The 20,409-nt window shown below is 72.9% G+C and carries 18 protein-coding genes; 4 read left to right on the top strand and 14 right to left on the bottom strand.

What is annotated here, in order from left to right; all coding sequences use genetic code 11:
* Positions 1-98: 98 nt before the first annotated feature.
* Complete coding sequence (locus OHA98_RS17240; protein WP_266926760.1) at positions 99-1,742, top strand: GMC oxidoreductase; 1,644 nt, start codon at positions 99-101, stop codon at positions 1,740-1,742.
* 1 nt (position 1,743) lies between these two features.
* Here OHA98_RS17240 and OHA98_RS17245 read toward each other — a convergent pair whose 3' ends face one another.
* The 3 genes from OHA98_RS17245 to OHA98_RS17255 all read right to left on the bottom strand — a co-directional run bounded on the left by OHA98_RS17245 (position 1,744) and on the right by OHA98_RS17255 (position 4,284).
* The gene (locus tag OHA98_RS17245; RefSeq protein ID WP_266926762.1) at positions 1,744-2,223 is read right to left on the bottom strand and encodes a carboxymuconolactone decarboxylase family protein; all 480 of its coding nucleotides are present in this window, start codon (positions 2,221-2,223) and stop codon (positions 1,744-1,746) included.
* Positions 2,220-3,299: a dihydrodipicolinate reductase gene (locus OHA98_RS17250; protein WP_266926764.1), complete on the bottom strand. Its 1,080-nt coding sequence runs from the start codon at positions 3,297-3,299 to the stop codon at positions 2,220-2,222. The genes OHA98_RS17245 and OHA98_RS17250 overlap by 4 nt, the downstream gene beginning before the upstream one ends.
* A 91-nt stretch (positions 3,300-3,390) precedes the next feature.
* Positions 3,391-4,284, bottom strand: coding sequence for a UbiA family prenyltransferase (locus OHA98_RS17255; protein ID WP_266926765.1), 894 nt, complete (start codon positions 4,282-4,284; stop codon positions 3,391-3,393).
* A gap of 72 nt (positions 4,285-4,356) precedes the next feature.
* Between OHA98_RS17255 and OHA98_RS17260 the strand changes: the two genes are divergently transcribed.
* The 3 genes from OHA98_RS17260 to OHA98_RS17270 are packed head-to-tail and all read left to right on the top strand — an operon-like array spanning position 4,357 to position 7,013.
* Positions 4,357-5,457, top strand: coding sequence for a type III polyketide synthase (locus OHA98_RS17260; protein ID WP_266926766.1), 1,101 nt, complete (start codon positions 4,357-4,359; stop codon positions 5,455-5,457).
* Between the two features lie 12 nt (positions 5,458-5,469).
* On the top strand, positions 5,470-5,997 hold the full coding sequence (locus OHA98_RS17265; protein WP_266926768.1) for an isoprenylcysteine carboxyl methyltransferase family protein: 528 nt from the start codon (positions 5,470-5,472) through the stop codon (positions 5,995-5,997).
* A complete protein-coding gene (locus tag OHA98_RS17270; protein WP_266926770.1) occupies positions 5,994-7,013 on the top strand; it encodes an NAD(P)/FAD-dependent oxidoreductase in 1,020 nt (339 codons plus the stop codon). The genes OHA98_RS17265 and OHA98_RS17270 overlap by 4 nt, the downstream gene beginning before the upstream one ends.
* Positions 7,014-7,020: 7 nt before the next feature.
* On the opposite strand, the gene OHA98_RS17275 is transcribed toward OHA98_RS17270, so the two are convergent.
* From OHA98_RS17275 to OHA98_RS17325, 11 genes are all read right to left on the bottom strand, one after another.
* A complete protein-coding gene (locus tag OHA98_RS17275) occupies positions 7,021-8,619 on the bottom strand; it encodes a CdaR family transcriptional regulator (RefSeq protein WP_266926771.1) in 1,599 nt (532 codons plus the stop codon).
* Positions 8,620-8,621: 2 nt separating this feature from the next.
* On the bottom strand, positions 8,622-9,557 hold the full coding sequence (locus tag OHA98_RS17280) for a serine hydrolase (RefSeq protein ID WP_266926773.1): 936 nt from the start codon (positions 9,555-9,557) through the stop codon (positions 8,622-8,624).
* Entirely contained in the window at positions 9,554-10,660 is a 1,107-nt protein-coding gene (gene menC / locus OHA98_RS17285; protein WP_266926775.1) for an o-succinylbenzoate synthase, read from the bottom strand. Before menC ends, OHA98_RS17280 begins: the two co-directional genes overlap by 4 nt.
* A complete protein-coding gene (locus OHA98_RS17290; protein ID WP_266926777.1) occupies positions 10,657-11,517 on the bottom strand; it encodes a GNAT family N-acetyltransferase in 861 nt (286 codons plus the stop codon). Before OHA98_RS17290 ends, menC begins: the two co-directional genes overlap by 4 nt.
* Positions 11,514-12,659 (bottom strand): M20 family metallopeptidase, encoded by a 1,146-nt coding sequence (locus OHA98_RS17295; RefSeq protein WP_323179570.1) that lies wholly within the window; start codon positions 12,657-12,659, stop codon positions 11,514-11,516. Before OHA98_RS17295 ends, OHA98_RS17290 begins: the two co-directional genes overlap by 4 nt.
* A gap of 1 nt (position 12,660) precedes the next feature.
* Positions 12,661-14,079 (bottom strand): serine hydrolase, encoded by a 1,419-nt coding sequence (locus OHA98_RS17300; protein ID WP_266926779.1) that lies wholly within the window; start codon positions 14,077-14,079, stop codon positions 12,661-12,663.
* A 23-nt stretch (positions 14,080-14,102) separates the two neighbouring features.
* Positions 14,103-14,432, bottom strand: a complete 330-nt coding sequence (locus OHA98_RS17305; RefSeq protein ID WP_266927938.1) for a S9 family peptidase — start codon at positions 14,430-14,432, stop codon at positions 14,103-14,105.
* Positions 14,433-14,843: 411 nt separating this feature from the next.
* Positions 14,844-15,647, bottom strand: coding sequence for an ABC transporter ATP-binding protein (locus OHA98_RS17310; RefSeq protein WP_266926781.1), 804 nt, complete (start codon positions 15,645-15,647; stop codon positions 14,844-14,846).
* Positions 15,644-17,560, bottom strand: a complete 1,917-nt coding sequence (locus tag OHA98_RS17315; protein WP_266926783.1) for a dipeptide/oligopeptide/nickel ABC transporter permease/ATP-binding protein — start codon at positions 17,558-17,560, stop codon at positions 15,644-15,646. Before OHA98_RS17315 ends, OHA98_RS17310 begins: the two co-directional genes overlap by 4 nt.
* A gap of 2 nt (positions 17,561-17,562) precedes the next feature.
* Positions 17,563-18,585: an ABC transporter permease gene (locus OHA98_RS17320; RefSeq protein ID WP_266926785.1), complete on the bottom strand. Its 1,023-nt coding sequence runs from the start codon at positions 18,583-18,585 to the stop codon at positions 17,563-17,565.
* Positions 18,585-20,189: an ABC transporter substrate-binding protein gene (locus tag OHA98_RS17325; protein ID WP_266926786.1), complete on the bottom strand. Its 1,605-nt coding sequence runs from the start codon at positions 20,187-20,189 to the stop codon at positions 18,585-18,587. The genes OHA98_RS17320 and OHA98_RS17325 overlap by 1 nt, the downstream gene beginning before the upstream one ends.
* Positions 20,190-20,409: the final 220 nt, after the last annotated feature.

Here is a 20,409-nt window from a genome sequence, read left to right on the forward strand (position 1 = left end):
CCTTGAGCCGGACCGTAAGTTACCCGTCAGTGTGTAGTGACTTACTACGCATTCGACAGTAGAACCTGTTTCACTCTGTCGAGAGTGAGGGATGTCACATGAGTGACACTACCATGCAGGATGCGAGATCCAAGGGCGTCTCGCGTCGAAGGTTCCTTGCAGGAACAGGTTCTCTTCTTGGGGCCGTGACCCTGGCGGGCCACCCGGCCTCGGCCAGGGCGGAGGCCGGGGTGGCGCCCGCCGGGATCGATCCCGGCGCCCATGTCCCGGCCCTGGTGATCGGCACCGGATACGGCGGCTGCGTCGCCGCGCTGCGACTCGCCGAGGCGGGCGTGGATGTCCATATGGTCGAGATGGGGATGGCCTGGGACACCCCCGGGCCGGACGGCAGGATCTTCGCCAACACGACCAGCCCGGACCGCCGTTCCTACTGGCTGCGGACCAAGACCAAACAGCCGCTCAGCAACTTCCTGGGCTTCCCGATCGACCGGAACATCCCGCGCTACACCGGGATCCTGGACGCCGAGGAGTTCGGCGGCATCACGGTCTACCAGGGCCGCGGCGTCGGCGGCGGCTCGCTGGTCAACGGGGGGATGGCCGTCACCCCCCGGCGCGAGAACTTCGGCGCCATCCTCCCCACGGTCGACGCCGACGAGATGTACGGCACCTACTACCCGCGCGCCAACGCCGGGCTCGGGGTCGGCACCATCGACCCTGCGTGGTTCGAATCCGCCGACTGCTACCAGTACGCCAGGGTCGGCCGCAAGCACGCCGAACGTTCCGGCTTCCCGTTCCTCTTCGTGCCCGCCGTGTACGACTGGGACTACATGAAGCAGGAGGCGGCGGGCACCGTCCCGAGGTCCGCGCTGGACGGCGAGATCCTCTACGGCAACAACTACGGCAAGAAGTCGCTGCAGAAGACCTACCTGGAGCGGATCGGAGCCACCGGCAAGGTCTCCGTCTCACCGCTGCACAAGGTCACCTCGGTCGCCCCCGCGGCCTCCGGCGGCTACACGGTCGTCATCGACCAGCTCAACACCACCGGGGACACCACGGCCACCAAGTCCGTGACCGCGGACCGGGTGTTCTTCGCCGCGGGCAGCGTCGGCACCAGCAAGCTGCTCGTCATGCTCAGGACCACCGGCGCCCTGCCCCGCCTGAACAGCGAGGTCGGCAAGGGGTGGGGCGACAACGGCAACGTCATGTGCGGCCGGGCCAACCACATGTGGGACCCGACCGGAAAGCTCCAGGCGTCCATTCCCACGGGCGGCATCGACAACTGGGCCGCAGGCGGAGCGTTCGCCGAGGTCGCCCCGCTGCCCACCGGGATCGAGACGTACGCCTCGTTCTATCTCTCGATCACCAAGAACCCGAACCGCGCCGAGTTCGTCTGGAACGCGGCGACGGGCAAGGTCGACCTGAGCTGGCAGACCGCCTGGAAGCAGCCCTCCATCGACGCCGCCAGGACCATCTTCGACAAGATCAACAGAAAGGAGGGCACGATCTACCGGACCGACCTCTTCGGCACCTACAAGATCTGGGGCGATCACCTCACCTACCACCCGCTCGGCGGCGCCGTACTGGACAAGGCCACCGACAACCACGGCCGCCTGCACGGCTACCAGGGCCTGTACGTCATCGACGGAGCCCTGATCCCCGGAAACACCAGCGTCAACCCGTTCGTCACCATCACCGCGCTGGCCGAACGGAACATCGAACAGATCATCGCCACCGACCTGTGAGTCAGTGACCGGGCAGCGCGCACACCGTGTCGAGGCCCAGGACGTGGTTGAGCCGGCCGAACACCAGCCAGGAGCCGATGCTCATCGTCAGCTCCACGATCTCCAGCTGGCTGTAGGCCGCGCTCATCCGCGTCCAGAACTCCTCGTCGAGCCCATGGTGGTCCAGGGAGTACCGCTCGGCGTACTCCGCGGCCAGCCGGGTCCGGACGTCGAACGCGTCGGTGGTGCGCCATGCGGCCACCGCGTCGGCGAACGAGTCCTCGACCGTCTCCCCGTCCCGCTCGGTGCGCCAGTCCAGACAGAACGCGCACCCGTTGATCTGGGCGATCCGCAGCCGCGCGGCTTCGAACTCGCGCAGTCCCAGGGTCGTGTGGTCGTACACCGACATCGAGAAGCCCGCGGCGGCGATGCCGATCCCGGGGACCATCTCCCCCCACACGTACGCGATCGCGTCCTTGCCTTCGGGAATGTCGATGTTCATCGCTGTCTCCTTCCGAGCTTGCCGGCTGCGGGCCGCAGCGGGACGTCGAGTGCGTCGTACAGTCCGGGTTCCGCGTCCACGAGCCAGTCGACGGCGCCCACGAGCCGGCCCGCCGCGGTCGCGTTCCCGCCCGCCGACCGGTTCTCGCCCTCGTCGGTGGACTCGATCGTGACCTCGATGCGCGGGCGTCCCTCGATGACCACCCGGTGCGCGCCGTCACCGTCGGGAGGCGCCGGCCAGTGCGGTGCGCAGGAGGGGTGGATGCGCGTGACGTGTTCGATGACGATGCGGGGCTCACCGCCGACGATGCCCTGCACCTCGAACCGCACCGCGCCCTGTGTGCCCGCCCCGAACTCACCCATCGTCCTGGTGGTCACCGAGGTCTCCAGCGGACACCGGTCCACCGTCTCGCGGATCCGGTCGAGTTCGACGCCCAGTGCCCTGGCCATCAGCCGGATCTGTCCGCCCCACACCATGGTCGGCACCGTCGGGGCGAGCATCAGCGGCTCGTGGTCCATCGGCAGGCCCATGCCGACCAGGTTCCGGACCGAGTCCTCCTGGTCGTACGTGGAGTAGTCGAAGATCTCCTGGCAGCGGATCACCTCCACGGTGGAGCCGAGGCCACTGATCAGCAGCGGCAGCACATCGTTGCCCCAGCCCGGGTCCACGCCGGAGACGAACAGCGATCCGCCGCCCTCCGCGATGGCGGCCAGCACCGGCTCCCGCAGCTCCGGCGGGGCGTTCAGCTGGTCGTACAGCGCGTACAGCGAGGGGGTGACGACCACGGCCCCCGCCCGGATCGCCCGGCAGATGTCGGCGAGCGCCCCGTCGGGCCGGATGTCGCCCGACCCCGCGTACACCACCGCCTGCGGACGGCCGGCCAGCACGCCCCCGACATCATCGGTCGCGGCGACCCCCAGAGCGCGGTCGAGCCCGCCCAGCCCGCCCGCGTCCAGGCCCACCTTGCCGGGGCTGTGGACGAGTACGGCGGTGAGCGCGAGCCCCGGATGCGCCGCCACGGCGCGGATCGCCGCGCGGCCGACGTTTCCCGTTCCCCAGACAACCGTGGAAATCATGCGCGGAGGGTAGCGGGACGACCTCTCACTTCATAGAGCCGCGACGGGAAAACGCGGGGCGGTACCGCAACCCCGGGACGGGGGCGCGGGTTCACACGATGGCGGTACCCCGCACCAGGAGCAGGGACAGGTCCACCGCCGCCACGGCCACCGTCCCCGCGAAGGCGGCCTTGCGCCAGAGCCGCCCCAGCGCGAGCCCGGCGACAGCGGTCGGGAGCACCAGGGCGAGCGCGGCCGCGCCCCACCGGTCCGGCGGCCCCGAAGGCCCCAGGACCAGCACCGCCGTCGCCGCCGCGAGGGGGACCGGCAGCAGCAGCCGGGTGCCCGTGGCACCCAGCCGGTGCGGCAGACCGCGGATTCCGGCCTTCCCGTCCTCCTCGATGTCCGGGAGCGTGTCGCCCAGATGGGCCGCGGTCCCGAGCAGCGCACCGGCAGTCACCGCCCACCACGCCGGCCAGGGCCGGCCCGGCAGGCTCAGGGCGACCATGGCGGGCAGGGCACCGAATCCGGCGACGTACGGAAGCCAGGACAGCGCCGTCGCCTTGAGCCGCAGGTTGTACAGCCACGCCGCGCCGACCGCCGCCAGATGCACCGTGCCGGCCGCCGGACCACAGGCCAGCGACAGCGGTACGCACAGGGCGAGGGCGGCGAACGCCGCGGCCCACACCTCGCCCCGGCGCACCGTTCCGGCGGCCACGGGCTTCCCCCGGCGTCCCGCCGCGGCGTCCCGCCCGGCGTCGTGGGCGTCGTTGCACCAGCCCACCGAGAGCTGACCGGCCAGGACGGCCGCGGCGACCAGGAGGCAGCGCGCGCCGCCGAGCCCGGAACCGACGGCCAGCGCGGCAGTCAGCGCGGTCACCGCGAGGACCGGTCCGGGATGACTGGCCAGGGCCAGCGCCAGGGCCGGCCCCGCCACACCGCGCGGCGGCAGCGCGGCCGGCTGAGCGGCCGTCACCGCCGTCGCCGGTCCGTCCGGGGTGTCCATCGGGTGAGCGTACGTACCCGGGTCGGCCCAACACGACAGCCGCACGGGTTGTTTGCGCCGATTCATCCAGTTATGTGGGCAGGATGGGGTCATGACACCGCCGAAGCAGGAGTCGGGATGAGCCGGATCACCGCTGTCCACGGAGCCCTGCCACCGCACCGCCACACCCAGCGCGAGATCACCGACATGGTGGCCCGCACCTGCCTGCCGCCGGGCGCCGGCCGCCGCGTACTCGACCGGCTCCACGAGAACGCGCAGGTCCGCAACCGCCACACGGTGCTGCCGCTGGAGAGTTATCGCGCACTGGACGGCTTCGGCGCCGCGAACGACGTGTTCATCGGCGCGGCCGTCCGCCTCGGTGCCGAGGCGGTACGCGGCGCGCTGCGCACGGCGTGCCTGCGGCCCACCGATGTGGATCTGCTGATGTTCACCTCCGTCACCGGAGTGGCCGCCCCGTCGGTGGACGCCCGGCTCGTGGGACGTCTCGGGCTGCGGCCCGATGTGAAACGGCTGCCGGTCTTCGGCCTGGGCTGTGTCGCCGGAGCCGCCGGTGTGGCACGGCTGCACGACTACCTCCTGGGCCACCCGGACCAGGTCGCGGTGCTCCTCTCGGTCGAGCTCTGCTCCCTCACCTTCCAGCGCGGCGACATCACCCCCGCCAACATGGTGGCGACCGCGCTGTTCGGCGACGGGGCGTCCGCCGCGGTCGTCGTCGGCGGCCGGCGGGCCGCGGCCGGCGGCCCCGAGGTGGTCGCCACCCGGAGCAGGATGTACCCGGGCACCGAACACGTCATGGGCTGGGACATCGGCGACAGCGGCTTCAGAGTGGTCCTCGACCCGGCCGTCCCCGACGTCGTCCGCCGGTATCTCGCCGAGGACGTGACCGAGTTCCTGTCGGAACACGGCCTCAAACCGAAGGACATCGCCCACTGGGTGTGCCACCCCGGAGGCCCCAAGGTCCTGCGAGCCGTCACCGACGCACTGGCCCTGCCCCAGTCGGCGCTCGACGTCACCAGGCGTTCCCTGGCCGACGTCGGCAACCTGTCCTCGTCCTCCGTCCTGCACGTCCTGCGGGACACGCTGGCGGAGCGGCGGCCCGAACCGGGAACGCCCGGCCTGCTCATGGCCATGGGGCCCGGATTCTGCTGCGAACTGGTGCTGCTGCGCTGGTAGGACGGAGGTCGCGTGATCTGGTACACCGCGCTGGTGCTGGCCGTGGCGGGCGAACGCCTCGCCGAACTCGCCGTCGCACTGCGCCACACCCGCTGGAGCCTGGCCCGGGGCGGCACCGAAGCCGGCCGGGGGCACTACCCCGCGATGGTCGCCCTGCACACCGCCCTGCTGGCCGGCTGCCTGGCCGAAGCCGGCCTGGCCGGAAGGCCGTTCCTGCCCGGGCCCGGCTGGACCGCGGTGGCCGTGGTGCTCGCCGCGCAGGGCCTGCGCTGGTGGTGCGTCGGCACACTCGGACCCCAGTGGAACACCCGGGTCATCGTGGTCCCGGGCCTGCCCCTGGTGACCGGCGGACCCTACCGGTGGCTGCGCCACCCCAACTACGTCGCGGTCGCCGCCGAAGGGCTGGCCCTGCCCCTGGTCCACGGCGCCTGGGCGACCGCCACCGTGTTCACCGTCCTCAACGGAGCACTGATGGCCGTGCGGATCCGGTGCGAGGAAGGGGCGCTGGCCCGTATGACGGCGGCGGACGTACGGGCGTGATCGACCTCCTGGTGGCGGGCGGCGGACCCGCCGGACTGGCCGCGGCGATCACGGCCGCCCGCGCGGGGATGGACACCGTGGTCGTCGAACCCCGCGCCGCCCCCATCGACAAGGCCTGCGGCGAGGGCATCATGCCGGGCGGGGTGGCCGCGCTGCGGGCCCTGGGAGTACGGCTCTCCGGCCGCGACCTGCACGGAATCGGATACCTGGACGGCGGACGCAGCGTCCGGGCGGCATTCCGCGACGGCCCGGGACTGGGCGTACGGCGCACCGAACTGCACGCCGCGCTGCACCGGCGGGCCGTCGAACTCGGTGTACGCGTCGTGCCGGGCAGGGCCGGGGACGTCCGCCAGGACGACCACGGCGTCAGCCTCGGCACGACGGGACTGCGCGCCCGCTGGCTCGTCGCCGCCGACGGCCTGCACTCCCCGCTGCGCCGGGAACTCGGCCTGGACCGTCCCGGCGGGGGACCGCGGCGCTACGGGCTGCGCCGCCACTACCGGATCGCGCCGTGGAGCGACTTCGTCGAAGTCCACTGGTCCCGGCACGCCGAGGCCTATGTGACACCCGTGGGGGACCGGCTCGTGGGCGTCGCCGTGCTCAGTGCCGACCGCCGGACCTACGCACAGCACCTGGCCGCCTTTCCCGCACTCGCCGGTGTGCTCCACGGCCGGGACGCCGGCCCCGTACGCGGCGCCGGCCCGCTGCGGCAGGCCGCACGGAGCCGGCGGGCCGGACGTGTCCTGCTGGTCGGCGACGCCGCAGGGTATGTCGACGCGCTGACGGGCGAGGGCATCGCGCTGGCCGTCGCGACGGCCGGCGCGGCCGTCGGATGTCTGGCCGCCGGCCGCCCGCAGGACTACCCCCGGCACTGGGCCCGGCTGACGAGACGTCACCGGTGGCTCACCGAGGGGCTGCTGAAAGCTGCCCGGTGCCCCTCCGGGAGCCGTCTGATCGTCGCGGCGGCACACCGCGCGCCGGATGTGTTCGAGGCGGTGGTGCACGCCCTTCGATGAGCCGCCGTCACGGGTTCGGCGGCCGCAGACGCAGCTGGAGCATGGCCTCGAACCGGGCCTCCGGATCACCGAGATCGATGCCCGCCACCACCGTCAGCCGCTTGAGCCGGTACCGGAAGGTGTTGGGGTGGACATGGACCGCGGCGGCCGCGGCGATCACATCGCCGAACGTGCTCAGCCAGGCCTCCAGTGTGTCGGTGAGCGCGGTGTGGTGCGCGGCGTCGTACGCGCGCAGCCGGACCACGGGACCGTCGGGAAGGTCGTCCTCGGCGGCCATCAGATCCGTCAGCTCCTCCAGCAGGGAGGCGGCGTAGACGTCCGACAGCCGGGCCGTGCGGCGCGGCGAGCGCCCGGAGCCGAGCACCCGCAGCGCCCGGTCCGCGTCCGCACGCGAACGCCGCAGCTCGGCCGGGCGCGCGGCGAGCCTGCCCACACCGATGACAGCCGGAACACGGCTGCCCACACGGCCCAGGAAGGCCTCCGCCACCCGCAGCGCCTGCTCGTCCGAACTCGTGGGCAGCACCGCGTAGGTGACACCCCCGAGCGAGGCCACGGCCGTACGGGGATGGATCGCCGACAGATGCAGAGCGAGGGCCTCGGCGACCCGCTGGCCCGCCGCCACCCGGTCGGGCGCCGGCTCCTCGCCGGTCACCGCCAGCGCCAGTACACAGGCGGGCTGCACCGCGAGGCCCAGCCGGACGGCCGCCTGCGGCGCGTGCGTACCGCCCTCCAGGACCGTGGCGAGCAGATCCGCGCGCAGCCGGCGCTCGACGTCCTCGCCCCTCCGGTGCCGCAGCAGATGCAGGGCGGCCACCTTCGCGGCCTCGTGCAGGGACTGCGTGCGGTCCTCGCTCAGCGGGCCGTCGACCACGACCCAGATCGAACCGAGGATCTCACCGCCCGCCCGGACGGCGATCGCGACCCGGGGCCGGGCGGAGATGCCCTCCACGAAGACGGGCCCCTCGTTCCGGTACAGGGCGTGGAAGGCGCCGTTGGCCTCCAGCGCGCGCAGCTTCTCCGCCGGCACCTGCCGGTCCAGCACGGTCGCGATCCTGGCGTCGTCGCCCTCGTCCTGCCGGCTGGAGAACGCCAGTACCCGCCCGCCGCGGTCCTCCACGGTGACCGGGCCGTCCAGCAGCCCGGCCGTCGCGTTGGCCAGCGCGAACAGATCACCGGCCAGCGGCTCGGCGCCGTCGGCCTCGTCGGGACCGCCCACCGTGCCCAGCTCGTCGACCGCCAGCAGCGACCGCAGCAGCGCCGCCACCTGGGCCCAGGACGCCCCGGGGGTCAGCCCCAGCACGGTCAGGCCGGTACGCGCCGCCGCCCGTGACACCGGCCCCTCCACCGGGACCGGTGAGCGGACCACCACGGCCGCCGCACCGAGACCGGCCGCCCGCTCGATCAGCGCGGCGACAGGCTCGGAGCCGTACACCCCGACCCCGAGCACCACCGCGCCGGGCAGCCGCGCCGGCTCGTCCAGCGGATCCTGGATCAGCACCCCGGTGACGGTGCGGGACGGGTCGGCCTCGCCCGCCACCACCTCGATCAGCGTCGATCCGAGATCGTTGAGAATCCGGCCGAGCACGGCCCGCGGCTGCTCCGTCATCGTCACAAGCCAATGGACCGGAACTCGTCCATGGCCAGTCGTGCCACCTGACCGATCACCCGGTCCGCCCGGGGGTTGCGCAGATCGGGGGTGCCGGAGCGGGTGAAGACGGCCACCGCCCACCGCCCGCCGCCCGGCTCCTCGATCACGCCGGCCTCGTTGCGCCAGCCGGGCAGCGTCCCGGTCTTCCCGGCCAGACGGTAGCTGTCGTCGAACGCGGAGCCCAGCCGGTGCGGCCAGATCTGCTGGGCCATCACGGACCGCACTTCGGCACAGGCCTCCGCGGGGCCGGCCTCGTCGCGCCAGATCCGGGCGAGGAGTTCGGCGGATTCGCGCGCCGTGGAACGGGTGGTGCGTTCGGGAACACACACCGAGAGCTCCAGAACCCTCCCCGGATCCGACGCGGCCACCGCCGCCATCCTCGCGTGCGCCTCGGCCTCGGTGGACACGCCGAGCTCCGCGAAGAGCGAGCCGAGCAGCTCCCGGCAGCTGCCGGTCAGATGGGTGCGTCCCAGACCGAGTCCGGCGAGCAGCTCATTGACCGTGCCCAGCCCCACCCGGGCCAGCACCACGTCGGTGGCGGCGTTGTCACTCATCGTCAGCATCATGTGGACCAGGTCGCGCAGACTCATCGAGACCGGGTCGGCACAGCCCGACGTGCCGATTCCGCCGTCGCGGTACCGCATGTCCACCTCATGGCGCTCGGTCCGGTCCAGCCGTCCGGCGGCGGCCTCACGGGCATAGGCGAGCGCCACCGGGATCTTGAAGACCGAGGCGAGGACGACCGGTTCGTCCGCCGCGACGCCGATCGCGCGTTCCCCGTCGATCTCGCGGGCGAAGAAGAACCCCCGGACCCCGGCGTCGTCGAACGCCGCCCTGATGCGGGACTCGACGCTGTCCTGCCGCGGCCCCGGGACGTCCGGGCGGGTCGTGGTCATCGGCCGATCCATTCCGTCGATCCGGTCACCGCGGCCAGCAGCTCGGGGACGGGGGAGAGCCCGAGCCCCGGCCCCCGCGGCACATCGAGATGGCCGTCCCTGAGCACGAACGGCTCGGTGATGTCCGTGCGGTAGTACCGGTCGGAGGCGGAGGTGTCCCCGGGGAGCGTGAAGCCCGGCAACGCGGCGAGCGCGACGTTGGCGGCCCGGCCGAGCCCGGTCTCCAGCATCCCGCCGCACCACACCGGGACGCCGTGCGCGGCACACACGTCATGGATCCGCCGAGCCTCCAGATAGCCGCCGACCCGCCCCGGCTTGATGTTGACGACCGAGCAGGCACCCATCGCGATCGCGTCGGCCGCCGACCGCGCGGAGACGATGGACTCGTCCAGACAGATCGGTGTACGCACCCGCCGCGCCAGTGCCGCGTGGCCCCGGATGTCCTCCTCGTCCAGCGGCTGCTCGATCAGCAGCAGACCGTACGGGTCGAGCCGGGCGAGCTGACCGGCGTCCGCCAGGGTGTACGCGGTGTTGGCGTCCACCTGGAGCGCCACGTCGTCGCCGAAGCGCTCCCGCACCGCGCGTACGGGCTCCACGTCCCAGCCGGGCTCGATCTTCAGCTTGATCCGCCGGTACCCCTCGGCCAGATAGCCGTCGACCGCGTCGAGGAGAGCGGGGACCGAGTCCATGATGCCGACCGACACCCCGGCCGGCACCCGGTCGGCCGTCGCCCCCAGCCACTGACCCATCGACAGCTCATGGGCGCGCAGCCAGGCGTCGAGCACGGCCGTCTCCAGCGCGGCCTTGGCCATCCGGTGGCCCTTGAAGGCGGCGAGCGCCGGGGCGACGGCCCACGGGTCGAGCTCCGGGAGCGCGGCGAGCGCGGGCACCAGATGGGCGCGCAGGACGTCCACGGCCGCGTCGGTGTACTCCGAGGAGTACAGCGGATCGGCCATGGTGACGCACTCGCCGTACCCCTCGTGGTGCTCCGTCTCGACCCTGACCAGCAGGATCTCCCGGCTGGTCAGGGTGGCGAACGAGGTCCGGAACGGTGCCACCAGGGGCATCGCGATCCGGCGCAGTTCCACACCGACGAGCTTCATTCCCGCGTCTCCTGTCGCTTGTCGATCACATACCAGCCGTCCCGGGTGAATCCGGTGACGGCATGTCCCTGCTCCATCAGCCCGCCGAGGACCTCGCGCAGCGCGTACCGCCACTCGCGGGCCACGTCCGGGTCGGTGCGGCGCAGCGTCTCCATCTGCGCCGGGACACGGACGAGCACGGTGTCCCCGTCCCGGCGCCCGACGGCGGGACGGCCGTCGGGCTTGGCGTCGAGACCGACCACGGTGCGCGCCCCCGGGCTGTCGGCCGTGACGACGCGAGGGGCGCCCGCGGCGGCCCGTGCGGCGGCCTCACCGGTCAGCTCCCAGCGGACCAGCAGCCGGTCCGTCTCGGTGCCGGCGTTCACCGCGTCGTGCATCGTGCCGTAGAAATCGGTCAGATACTCGCTCGGCACCGCGCCCAGTTTCGCCAGGTTGAAGTAGGCGTTCCGGCTGATCAGCGGGTCGAACGTCCAGGTCACCGTCGTGATGTCACGCTCCAGCGCCCAGGCCCGCTGGTGCAGCTTGACCGTGTAGCCGATGTCGCGGCCCCGGGCGTCCCCGTCGACCCCCGCGATGTGCGAGTGCAGCCCGGTGCTGGCCAGGAACCCCAGGCAGACACCGGCCATCCGGCCGTCCAGGTGGACCCCGACGACATAGCTGCCCGAGTGGGCGAAGACCCGCATCAGCTCCGGGGTGATCAGCGGGTTGCCGGGATCGGGCTGCCAGACCCGGTCCAGCAGCCGGCACGCCGCCAGGATCTCCTCCGGCTCGTGCAGCTCCCTCACGCTCACCCCCGCCCCGTGCGCCGCCCGCTCCGCGGCCGCCCCGGCCTCGGCCACGACGTGCGTACTGTTCACGGCTCCACCCGGTCCGTCCCGGCCAGCGGCTCCCGGACGAGCGAGTCCACCAGCGCTGCCACCAGTGCCGCGCGGCGGGGGAGTTCGGCGACGGTCACATGCTCGTCGTCGGCGTGCGCCCCGCCGCCCACCGCCCCCAGCCCGTCCAGCGTGGGCGTGCCCACCCCGGCCGTCAGATTGCCGTCGGAGCCGCCGCCGACCGCGACGCCGCGCAGCGTCCCGAAGCCGAGTTCCGCGTAGTGGCCCCGGGCCCGTTCGAACAGCTCCGCCGACGCGTCCGCCGCCAGCGGCGGCCGGTTCGGACCGCCGGAGAGCCGCAGCGAGGCACCGTCGAGCACCGGCGCGAGCCGCCGCATGCCACGGTCCACCCGGGCCTGTTCACCGGCCGACCCCACGCGTACGTCGACCACCAGCCGGGCCGCGTCGGGCACGGTGTTGCGGGTGGTGCCGGAGGAGGCCACGGTCGGGGTCACCGTCGTGCCGGCCGCCGGGTCGGCGAGCGCCGACAGTGCGAGCACCTGATGTGCCAGCTCGGTCGTCGTGTTGACGCCCCGCTCGGGTTCGAGACCGGCGTGCGCCGCGCGTCCGGCGATCCGCAGTTCGTAGCCGGACACGCCCTTGCGCACCGTCTTCAGCGCCCCGCCCTCGCTCGCCTCCAGGACCAGCGCCGCCCGCGTCCGGCGGGCCTCGGCTTCGATCAGGGCGCGCGAGCCGGGGGAACCGATCTCCTCGTCGCCGGTCAGCAGCACCGACACGCCGTCGAGATCGTCGAGCACCGACAGGGCGTGGAAGAGCTGCACCAGCCCTGCCTTCATGTCGAAGCAGCCGGGCCCCGTCAGCCGGCCCCCGGTCACCTCGAAGGGGTGCCGGGCCAGCGAGCCCACCGGCCAGACCGTGTCGAAGTGTCCGAGCAGCAGCACCCGGTCACCGGAGCCGAAGCGCCAGCGCAGGGTGGCCGGTCCCGAGCCGTCGAGCCACTCGGGAGCCGCCCCGGTCAGCCGGGTGCCCAGCCCGGCGACGACTCCGGCGCAGGCGACGACGGCGGCCGGGTCCTCGCTGGGCGACTCGCAGCGGACCAGCTCCTCGACCCCGGCCAGCAGGTCCGGCAGCCGCTCCGCCATCGCGGAGGCGAACGCGGCCACGTCAGCCGACCTTTGGGGTCGCGCGGGCGCCGTGGTGCAGATAGGCCGTGCCGTCGGCGATCGTGTAGAAGACGACCGGGAGCCACGGGGTGAACCCCGGCCGCCGCAGCACGAAGAGACCCGGCTCGACCGGGTGCAGCGTGAACTCCTGCTCGGTGCTCGAAGCCAGTTCCGCCAGCGGCCCGGTGACCGTGTCGAGCATCACCAGAGTGCCGTCCCGCTCCACGATCTCCCTCCGCGAGGAGAGCCGTTCGTACACCCCGACGTACGCGGCCGGGTCCACCGCCACCGGCTCCTTCGCGGGCTCCGGCGTGGTGCGCATCGTCGCCCCGGCCAGCTCCTGGACGAGCTCGGAGAACACCGCCAGGTACAGGCCCGCGGTGTCACCGCCGTTGGTGAGCAGGCAGATCGCGAGGTCGGACTCCGGCAGCACCCGCAGGAACGCGCTCTGCCCGATGGTCCCGCCGTCGTGCCCGTACACCCGCTGACCGTCCCAGGTGTCGAGCAGCCAGCCCAGTCCCCAGGCACGGCCGAGCATGTGCGGGTCGGGAACCTCGACCTGCGGGGTCTGCATCGCGGTGGCGCCCTCGGCCGAGAGGATCTTGGTGCCGTCGTCGGTGACACCGCCGTTCATGTGCATCCGGGCGAAGGTGAGGACCTCGCGCGGCGTCGAGCAGATCAGCCCGGCCGGTCCGGCCGAACGCATCAGCCCCCACTGCGGGGTGGGCGCCGGGGGCTCGCCGGGGTGCCCGGTGGCGGCGCGGAAGCGCAGCACCTCCTCCGGCAGGGTGGCCGTACGGGTCAGACCGAGCGGCCGGTACAGACGCTCCTTCATCAGCTCGTCCCACTGGACGCCCGTGACATGCTCCAGTACCCGGCCCAGCAGGCTGAAGCCCGCGTTGCAGTACGACATGGTGGCGCCCAGCGGGTGGTTGGCGGCGACATCCGCCAGCAGCGCGGTGAACTTCTCCAGGCAGTCGTCGCCGCGGCCGGTGTCGGCGAAGAAGTCTCCGTCGATGCCGCTGGTGTGGGTCACGAGATGGCGGAGCGTCACCCCCTGGGTCAGCTCCTCGTTGACGAGCCGGAGTTCGGGGAGCACGGAGACGATGGGGGCGTCCAGTTCGAGTACGCCCTCGTCGACCAGCGCCATGGCCACCGTGGTGGTCCACACCTTGGAGATCGAACCGATCTGGAAGAGGGTGTCGGGTGTCGCCGTGATCCCGGCTTCGACGTTCGCCATGCCGACGGCGGTCTCGATGATCACCTCGCCGCGGTGCAGGACGGCGAGGTTCGCGCCGGGTACCCGGTGACGGGCGGCCAGTTCGGCGAGGCGGGTGCTCCAGCGGGCGGTCAGCTCGGCGGACAGGCCGGCGGGCGGGGTGGCGGTGTCGGTCATGGTCGGCTCCGCATTCGTGGTCATGGTCGTCTCCAGCTCCGGTGGGTTCAGCGGTCGGTGTGGGCGGTGACCCAGTCGACGAGGCGACGGGAGTAGTCCTCACGGTGCGAGGGCCGCCCGTTGAGGGGGAAGAGGTGTGAGCTGCCCGGGTACAGCACCAGCTGGGCGGGCACGCCCCGGGTGTACAGCGCGTGGAACCACTGCTCGGCCTGGCCGGCCGGGCAGGCGTCGTCCGCGCCGCCGTGCAGGATCAGCGTCGGTGCCCGTACCGCGTCGGCGTGGCTGGTCGGCGACAGCGCCGGCAGCCGGTCCGGGTCGCCGATCTCCTGGGTGGCGATCAGCCGGCCCTCCGCGGACGTCCCGGCCATGGTCGTCAGGTCGACGACCGACCGGAGCCGTGTCCTCGCGGCGGGCGGACGGCCCCGAGAAGGCGATCCGGGTGCCGTCCGGACTCCACACGGGGATCCCGGCCCCCGCCGGACACCGGACCGCCGTGGTCAGCGGCACCGCCTCGCCCCCGCCGGCGGGCAGCAGATGCAGCTGCCCGGCGCGCAGGAACGCCAGCCGTGTGCCGTCGGGGGACCAGCGCGGTGCGGCGTCCGCCGGGCCCCGGGTGAGCCGGCGGGCCGGGCCGCCGGCCACGCGGACCTCCCAGATGGAGCTGTGCGCACGGTCGTTCCCGGCATCCTGGGTGGTCAACGTGTACGCGACACGATCGCCGTCGGGGGACAGGGAAGGGTCGCTCGGGATCTCGAACCGGTACAGGTCCTCGATCGTCAGCGCTCGGGTCATGACGCCTCCGGAGCAGTCGTGAGAGTGGGCACGCAGGAGATGAGGGTCCGGGTCGCCGGGTGCTCGGGCCGCTCCAGCACCCGGGCGGTGGGGCCGCACTCGACCAGCCGCCCGCCGTCCATCACGGCGACCTGGTCGGACAGATGGCGGACGACCGCGAGGTTGTGGGAGATGAACAGCATCGAGAAGCCCAGCTCCCGCTGGAGCCGGCGCAGCAGGTTCAGGACGGCGCCCTGGACGGAGACATCCAGCGCCGAGGTGATCTCGTCGGCGATCAGCACCGAGGGCCGGGCGGCCAGGGCCCTGGCCAGAGCGACCCGTTGGCGCTGACCGCCCGAAAGCGCGTCCGGGGTCAGCGAGGCCCGCCCGGGGTCGATACCGACGAGCTCCAGACAGCGTGCCACCTCCGCTTCCCGCGCGGCGCGCCGTTCACGTGCCGTCGTGCCACCGGACCGTGCCCCGCCGGAATCCGGCCGGCGGCCCGGCGCCCGGCCGGGCAGTGCCTCGGCGACGGCGGCGCCGATGGTCATGCGCGGGTCGAGCGAGGCGTACGGGTTCTGGAACACCAGCTGCACCGGGCTGCGACCGCGCCGTGCCCCGATCTCCCGCTCCGCCACCCGGACCCGGCCCGCCGCCATCGGGGCCAGCCCGACCACAGCCTTCCCGAGGGTCGACTTGCCCGAACCCGACCCGCCCACCAGCCCGGTCACCGTGCCGTCCGGCACCACCAGGCTGACGTCGTCCACCGCGGTGAAGCGCCCGTAGCGGACCGTGATCCCGCGCAGTTCCAGTGAGCTCATGACGCCGTCTCCGCTCCGCGTGAGGTGATCTCGACGGGCACGGCGCCCGTTGGCGCGCCCACCGGGTACCAGCAGGCCACCTCGTGATCCGCCCCGAAGCCGGCCAGCGCGGGCGCGGCCCCGTGACAGCGTTCCCCGGCCCGTTCGCACCGGGGCGCGAAGGAACATCCCTCGCCGGTCCCGCCCGGCTCCGGCGGGCGGCCCGGGATGGTCGCCAGCTCCGTTCCGGGATCCGTGGACATGGTGGGGACCGCGCCCACCAGCGCCCGGGTGTAGGGGTGCGCCGCGCCGCCGGCCAGCTCCGTGACCGGGAGGTTCTCGACGATCAGCCCCCCGTACATCACCAGCACCCGTTCGCAGACCTGGGCCACGACGGCGAGGTCGTGGGAGATCAGCAGCAGCGCCGCGCCGGAGTCCGCGCGCACCTCGGCCAGCAGATCGAGCACCTGCTGCTGCACCGCCACATCGAGCGCCGTGGTCGGCTCGTCGGCGATGATCAGCTTCGGATCCCCCATCAGCCCCATCGCGATGACGGCCCGTTGCCGCATTCCGCCGGAGAACTCGTGCGGCCGCTGCCCGGCCCTGCGCTCCGGCGAGGGGATGCGGACGGCACCGAGCCGGTCGACGGCGCGCGCCGATGCCTGCCTGCGGGACCGCCCGAGATGGACCTCGGCCACCTCGGCGAGCTGACGGCCCACCCGCAGGGCCGGGTTGAGCGAGGCCATCGGGTCCTGGAAGACCATGGCCGGCGCGGTGCCCAGCCGGGGGGCCGCCCGCAGATCGTGGCCGTCGAACCGGAGGGTGCCGGTGACACGTCCCGGATGGGGGACGAGGTCCGCCAGCGCCAGGGCGGTGAGGCTCTTGCCGGAACCGGACTCGCCGACCAGGCCGACGGCCTCGCCCGCTCCGACGCTCAGCGAGACGCCGCGTACGGCCTGCCGTCCGCCGGGAAAGGTCACCCGCAGATCGTGCGCCCGTGCCACCGCCGCGTCGTCGCCCCCGGGTTCCCTGTCCGGCGAAGCCTCCACCGGGAGCTCCGGCGGCACTGTCTCCGGCGCCCGCGGTGCCCTTCGGCCACCCGCCTGGGCGAGCACCTCACCGACCAGCCCGAACATCAGACCCGTCAGCACCACGGCCGCACCGGGTGCCAGCGCCGCCACCGGGTTCACATAGACCCGGCTCAGCTGTTCGTTGAGCAGCCGCCCCCAGTCGTACTCCGGCGGCTGCACCCCGAGCCCCAGGAACGAGAGTCCCGAGAAGGCGATCAGGATGCCCCCCGCCGCCTGGGTGGCGAACAGCACCGACGGCTCCGCGATGTTGGGCAGCAGATGACGCACCACCAGCCGGAACCGGCCCACGCCGAGGATCCGTGCCGCCGAGACATAGTCCGAGCCCGCGACCGACGCGGTCAGGTTCTGCACCAGCCGCGCCATCGGCGGGACCATGGCGAGTCCCACCGCGAACACCGCTCCGGTGCTTCCCACCCCGAAGACCGTGGCGAGGAAGAGCAGGAACAGCAGTCCGGGGAAGGCGACCAGCACACCCACCACGGCCGTGATCAGCCGGCCGAGGCGCCGGCCGAGCACCGAGGGCGCGACACCGAGCAGCAGCCCGCCGCCGACCCCGATCGCGGTGGCCAGCAGGGTGAGCCGCAGCGTCAGCCGGGTCGCCACCACGACCCGGGCGGCGATGTCACGGCCCAACTGGTCGGTGCCGAACACATGCGCGGCGCTGCTGCCCTCGTTGATCGCGTCCGTGTCCACCCGGGCGGCCTGCTCGCCGAGCAGGACCGGACCGAACACGGCGACCAGCGCCACCACCAGGCAGGCGGTGAGAGCGGTGATCCCGATCGGCGTCCTGAGCGTGCGCCCCAGCCGGTGGCGCGGCGAGGTGCCATGGTCCTGATGAGACATCGTCAGCTCCCGCGAACGGTGGACTGGGGGTCGGCGACGGCCACGGCCACGTCGACGGCGAAGGTGATCAGCAGCGCGGCCGCCCCGTAGACCAGCACCACGCCCTGGACCAGCGGATAGTCCTTCTCGGTGATGGCCTGCACGATCGTGGTGCCGAGGCCGGGCCAGGCGAAGACGTTCTCGATGAGTACGGTGCCGGCGAGCAGCGAGCTGAACAGGAGACCGCTCAGGGTGAGCGAGGAGGTCAGCAGATTGGGCAGCGCGTGCCGCAGATAGCGCAGCCGGGCCGGCAGCCGTTTCGCCCGCGCGGTACGCATGTAGTCCTCGCCGAGGACCCGCAGCGTCTCCACCCGGACGATTCTCGACAGCGTCGCCGCCGGGACGAGGGCGAGGGCCAGCACCGGCAGTACGTGGGAGGACAGGCCGCTCTGCGAGGCGACCGGGAAGACCGGCCAGGTCACGGCGAACGCCGCCACCAGGCCGACCGCCAGCAGGAACTCGGGCACCGCGCCCAGGAACCCGGTGACACCGGTGAAGGCGAGTTCACCGCGCCGCCTTCGGCCGTCCTTGGTCAGCACGGCCGCCGCCATCCCGACCGGGATCGCGAGCAGCAGGATCAGCGCGAACGCGGGGACGGCGATCTGGAGAGTCGCCGGCAGACGGCTGGAGATGATCTCGGAAACGGGCAGCTGGGAGTTGATCGAGTCCCCCAGCCGGCCCTGGAAGAGCTGACCGAGGAAGTCGCCGTACTGGCTCGTCAGCGGCCGGTCCAGGCCGAGCGCCTGCCTGCGGGCCTCGACCAGCGCGGGGTCCGCGGTGGGGCCGAGCGACGCCCGCACCGGGTCGCCGGGGATCAGATGGATCATCGCGAAAGCGGCTGTGACCAGCGCGGCCAGGGACACCACCAGCCGCCAGGTACGGCGCAGGGCGAAGCTGACCCAGGGGCTGCGGGGGGTGGGGAGCAGGCCTCGCGGGGAACCGGGGGAGCGCAGACGGCGCGCGGGGCGCGTGGGAAGCGTGGTCATCAGCTACCACTCCGGCGCAGTGTGCTGGGGATGATGCCGTTGCCGTTGACCTGGAAGGTCACGCCCTTGCCGTACACCCGGTTCTCCTTGCTGACGATCGGCACGATGTCGGCCCGTTCGACCAGAGCGGCTTCGGCCGCCTCCCACAGGTCGCAGCCCGAGGTGCCGGGCCTGGCCGAGGCCTGCGCGGCGAGCCGGTGGTAGTCGGGGTTGGCGATGGCGCCGAAGTTGTTGCCCGTCGGCGGCGGCGGTCCGTCGTAGAACTGGGTCAGCTGGTCCGGGAGGGTCACCCCGATGGGAGCCCAGGCGACGTCCCAGTCGCCGGCCACCAGCGCACCGGCGATACCGGCTCCGCCCACGGGCCGGGCCGAGGCCTTCACTCCGAAGGCGTCCCACTTCTGGACGGCGAGTTCGATCGCCGAGGCGACCTGCGGACCCTGGTTGACGGCGTAGGCGAGCCTGACGGTGAGCGGCTTGCCGTCCTTCTTCCAGGTGCCGCCGCTCCTGGCCCAGCCCGCCGCCTTCAGGTCCTCGGCGGCCCGGCCCGGGTCGTGGCGGGGGATGTTCCCGGTCACCGGGTCGCCGGTGCAGGGGGTGGGGGCCATCTCCCCGATGGCGGTGGGGGGTTCGCCCTCGCCGCCCGTGGAGACGTTCCTGAGCTCCCGCAGATCCAGTACGGAGACCAGCGCCCTGCGCACCGCGAGGTCGGCTGTCGCCAGTCCGGCCCTCTCGTTGAACATGAACTGCCCGAACAGTGCCTCGATGCTCCGGCTCTTCACCCTGGCCGCGTTCAGCCGCTGCTGGTCGGCGCCGTTGATCTGGATCGCGTTGAGCTGTCCGGCCATCAGCAGGTTGGCCGCGGTCGACTCGTTGGTGACGACCTTGAACACCACCGTGCGGGGCATGTCCCCGCCGGTGGCGCCGCGGGGGCCCCAGGAGTAGCCGTCCCGCCGGGTGTACGTGTAGTGGTCGCCCGGCACCGCCTCGGTCAGCCGGTACGGACCGCTCGCCCCGGTGGCCTTGGCCAGCGAGTCCGGCGCCGCCAGGCTCTCCTCGCAGACCAGCGGCAGCATCCGGGCCATGTGCGCGATGAACGGCGCGGGCTTCTTCGTGGTGACCGTGACCGTGCGCGTCGCCTCGTCGGCCTCGGCCACCGCGGTGACGGGTACCGAGAGCCCGAGCATCGGCGACCGGTTGCGAGCGTCGGCGATGTGGTTGTACTCGGCGGCCACATCGGCCGCCGTGAGCGCCGAACCGTCCTCGCACGTCACCCCGGAGCGGATGGTGAACCGTGCCGAGGTGGGCGTGACCGACCACTTCTCGGCCACACCGGGTACCAGCGAACCGTCGGCCGCGAAGTGCACCAGCGTGTCGTACGCGAAGGTGTTCATGGACAGCGCGGTGCCGGCCAGCGCCATGGTGGGACTGAGACTGCCCGGATCGGCGGCGATGCCCAGCACCACCGTCGACGCCCCGACGCCCGCCGCGCCTCCGCCGCACGCGGCCGCGGTGGCGACCAGCCCCAGCGCCGCGGCGACGGAGGTCGCGGACCGCACCCGTCGCGTGGGTGTCCGTCGCGTCTCCGTGCCTGGGGTGCTGCGCATGGTCACCTCCGAAGAGGCGGCAGGCCGCCGCCGAGTGAAGGGAACATTAGGCAGTGATGTACCCGCCCCGATGTGTCGCGGCGTACGAAAAACGGCCCTGCCGTTGGTGCGCCGCACCGAAGACGGCCGCCTCCCGGTGCCCGAAAGCTGTCGGACCCGGCGTGGCCACCGGACCGGGGATGGCCGGATCCCGTCCACGCCCTGTTTCCCTCCCGCGCTC

It is taken from the genome of Streptomyces sp. NBC_00654 (assembly GCF_026341775.1).
Lineage (GTDB): Bacteria > Actinomycetota > Actinomycetes > Streptomycetales > Streptomycetaceae > Streptomyces.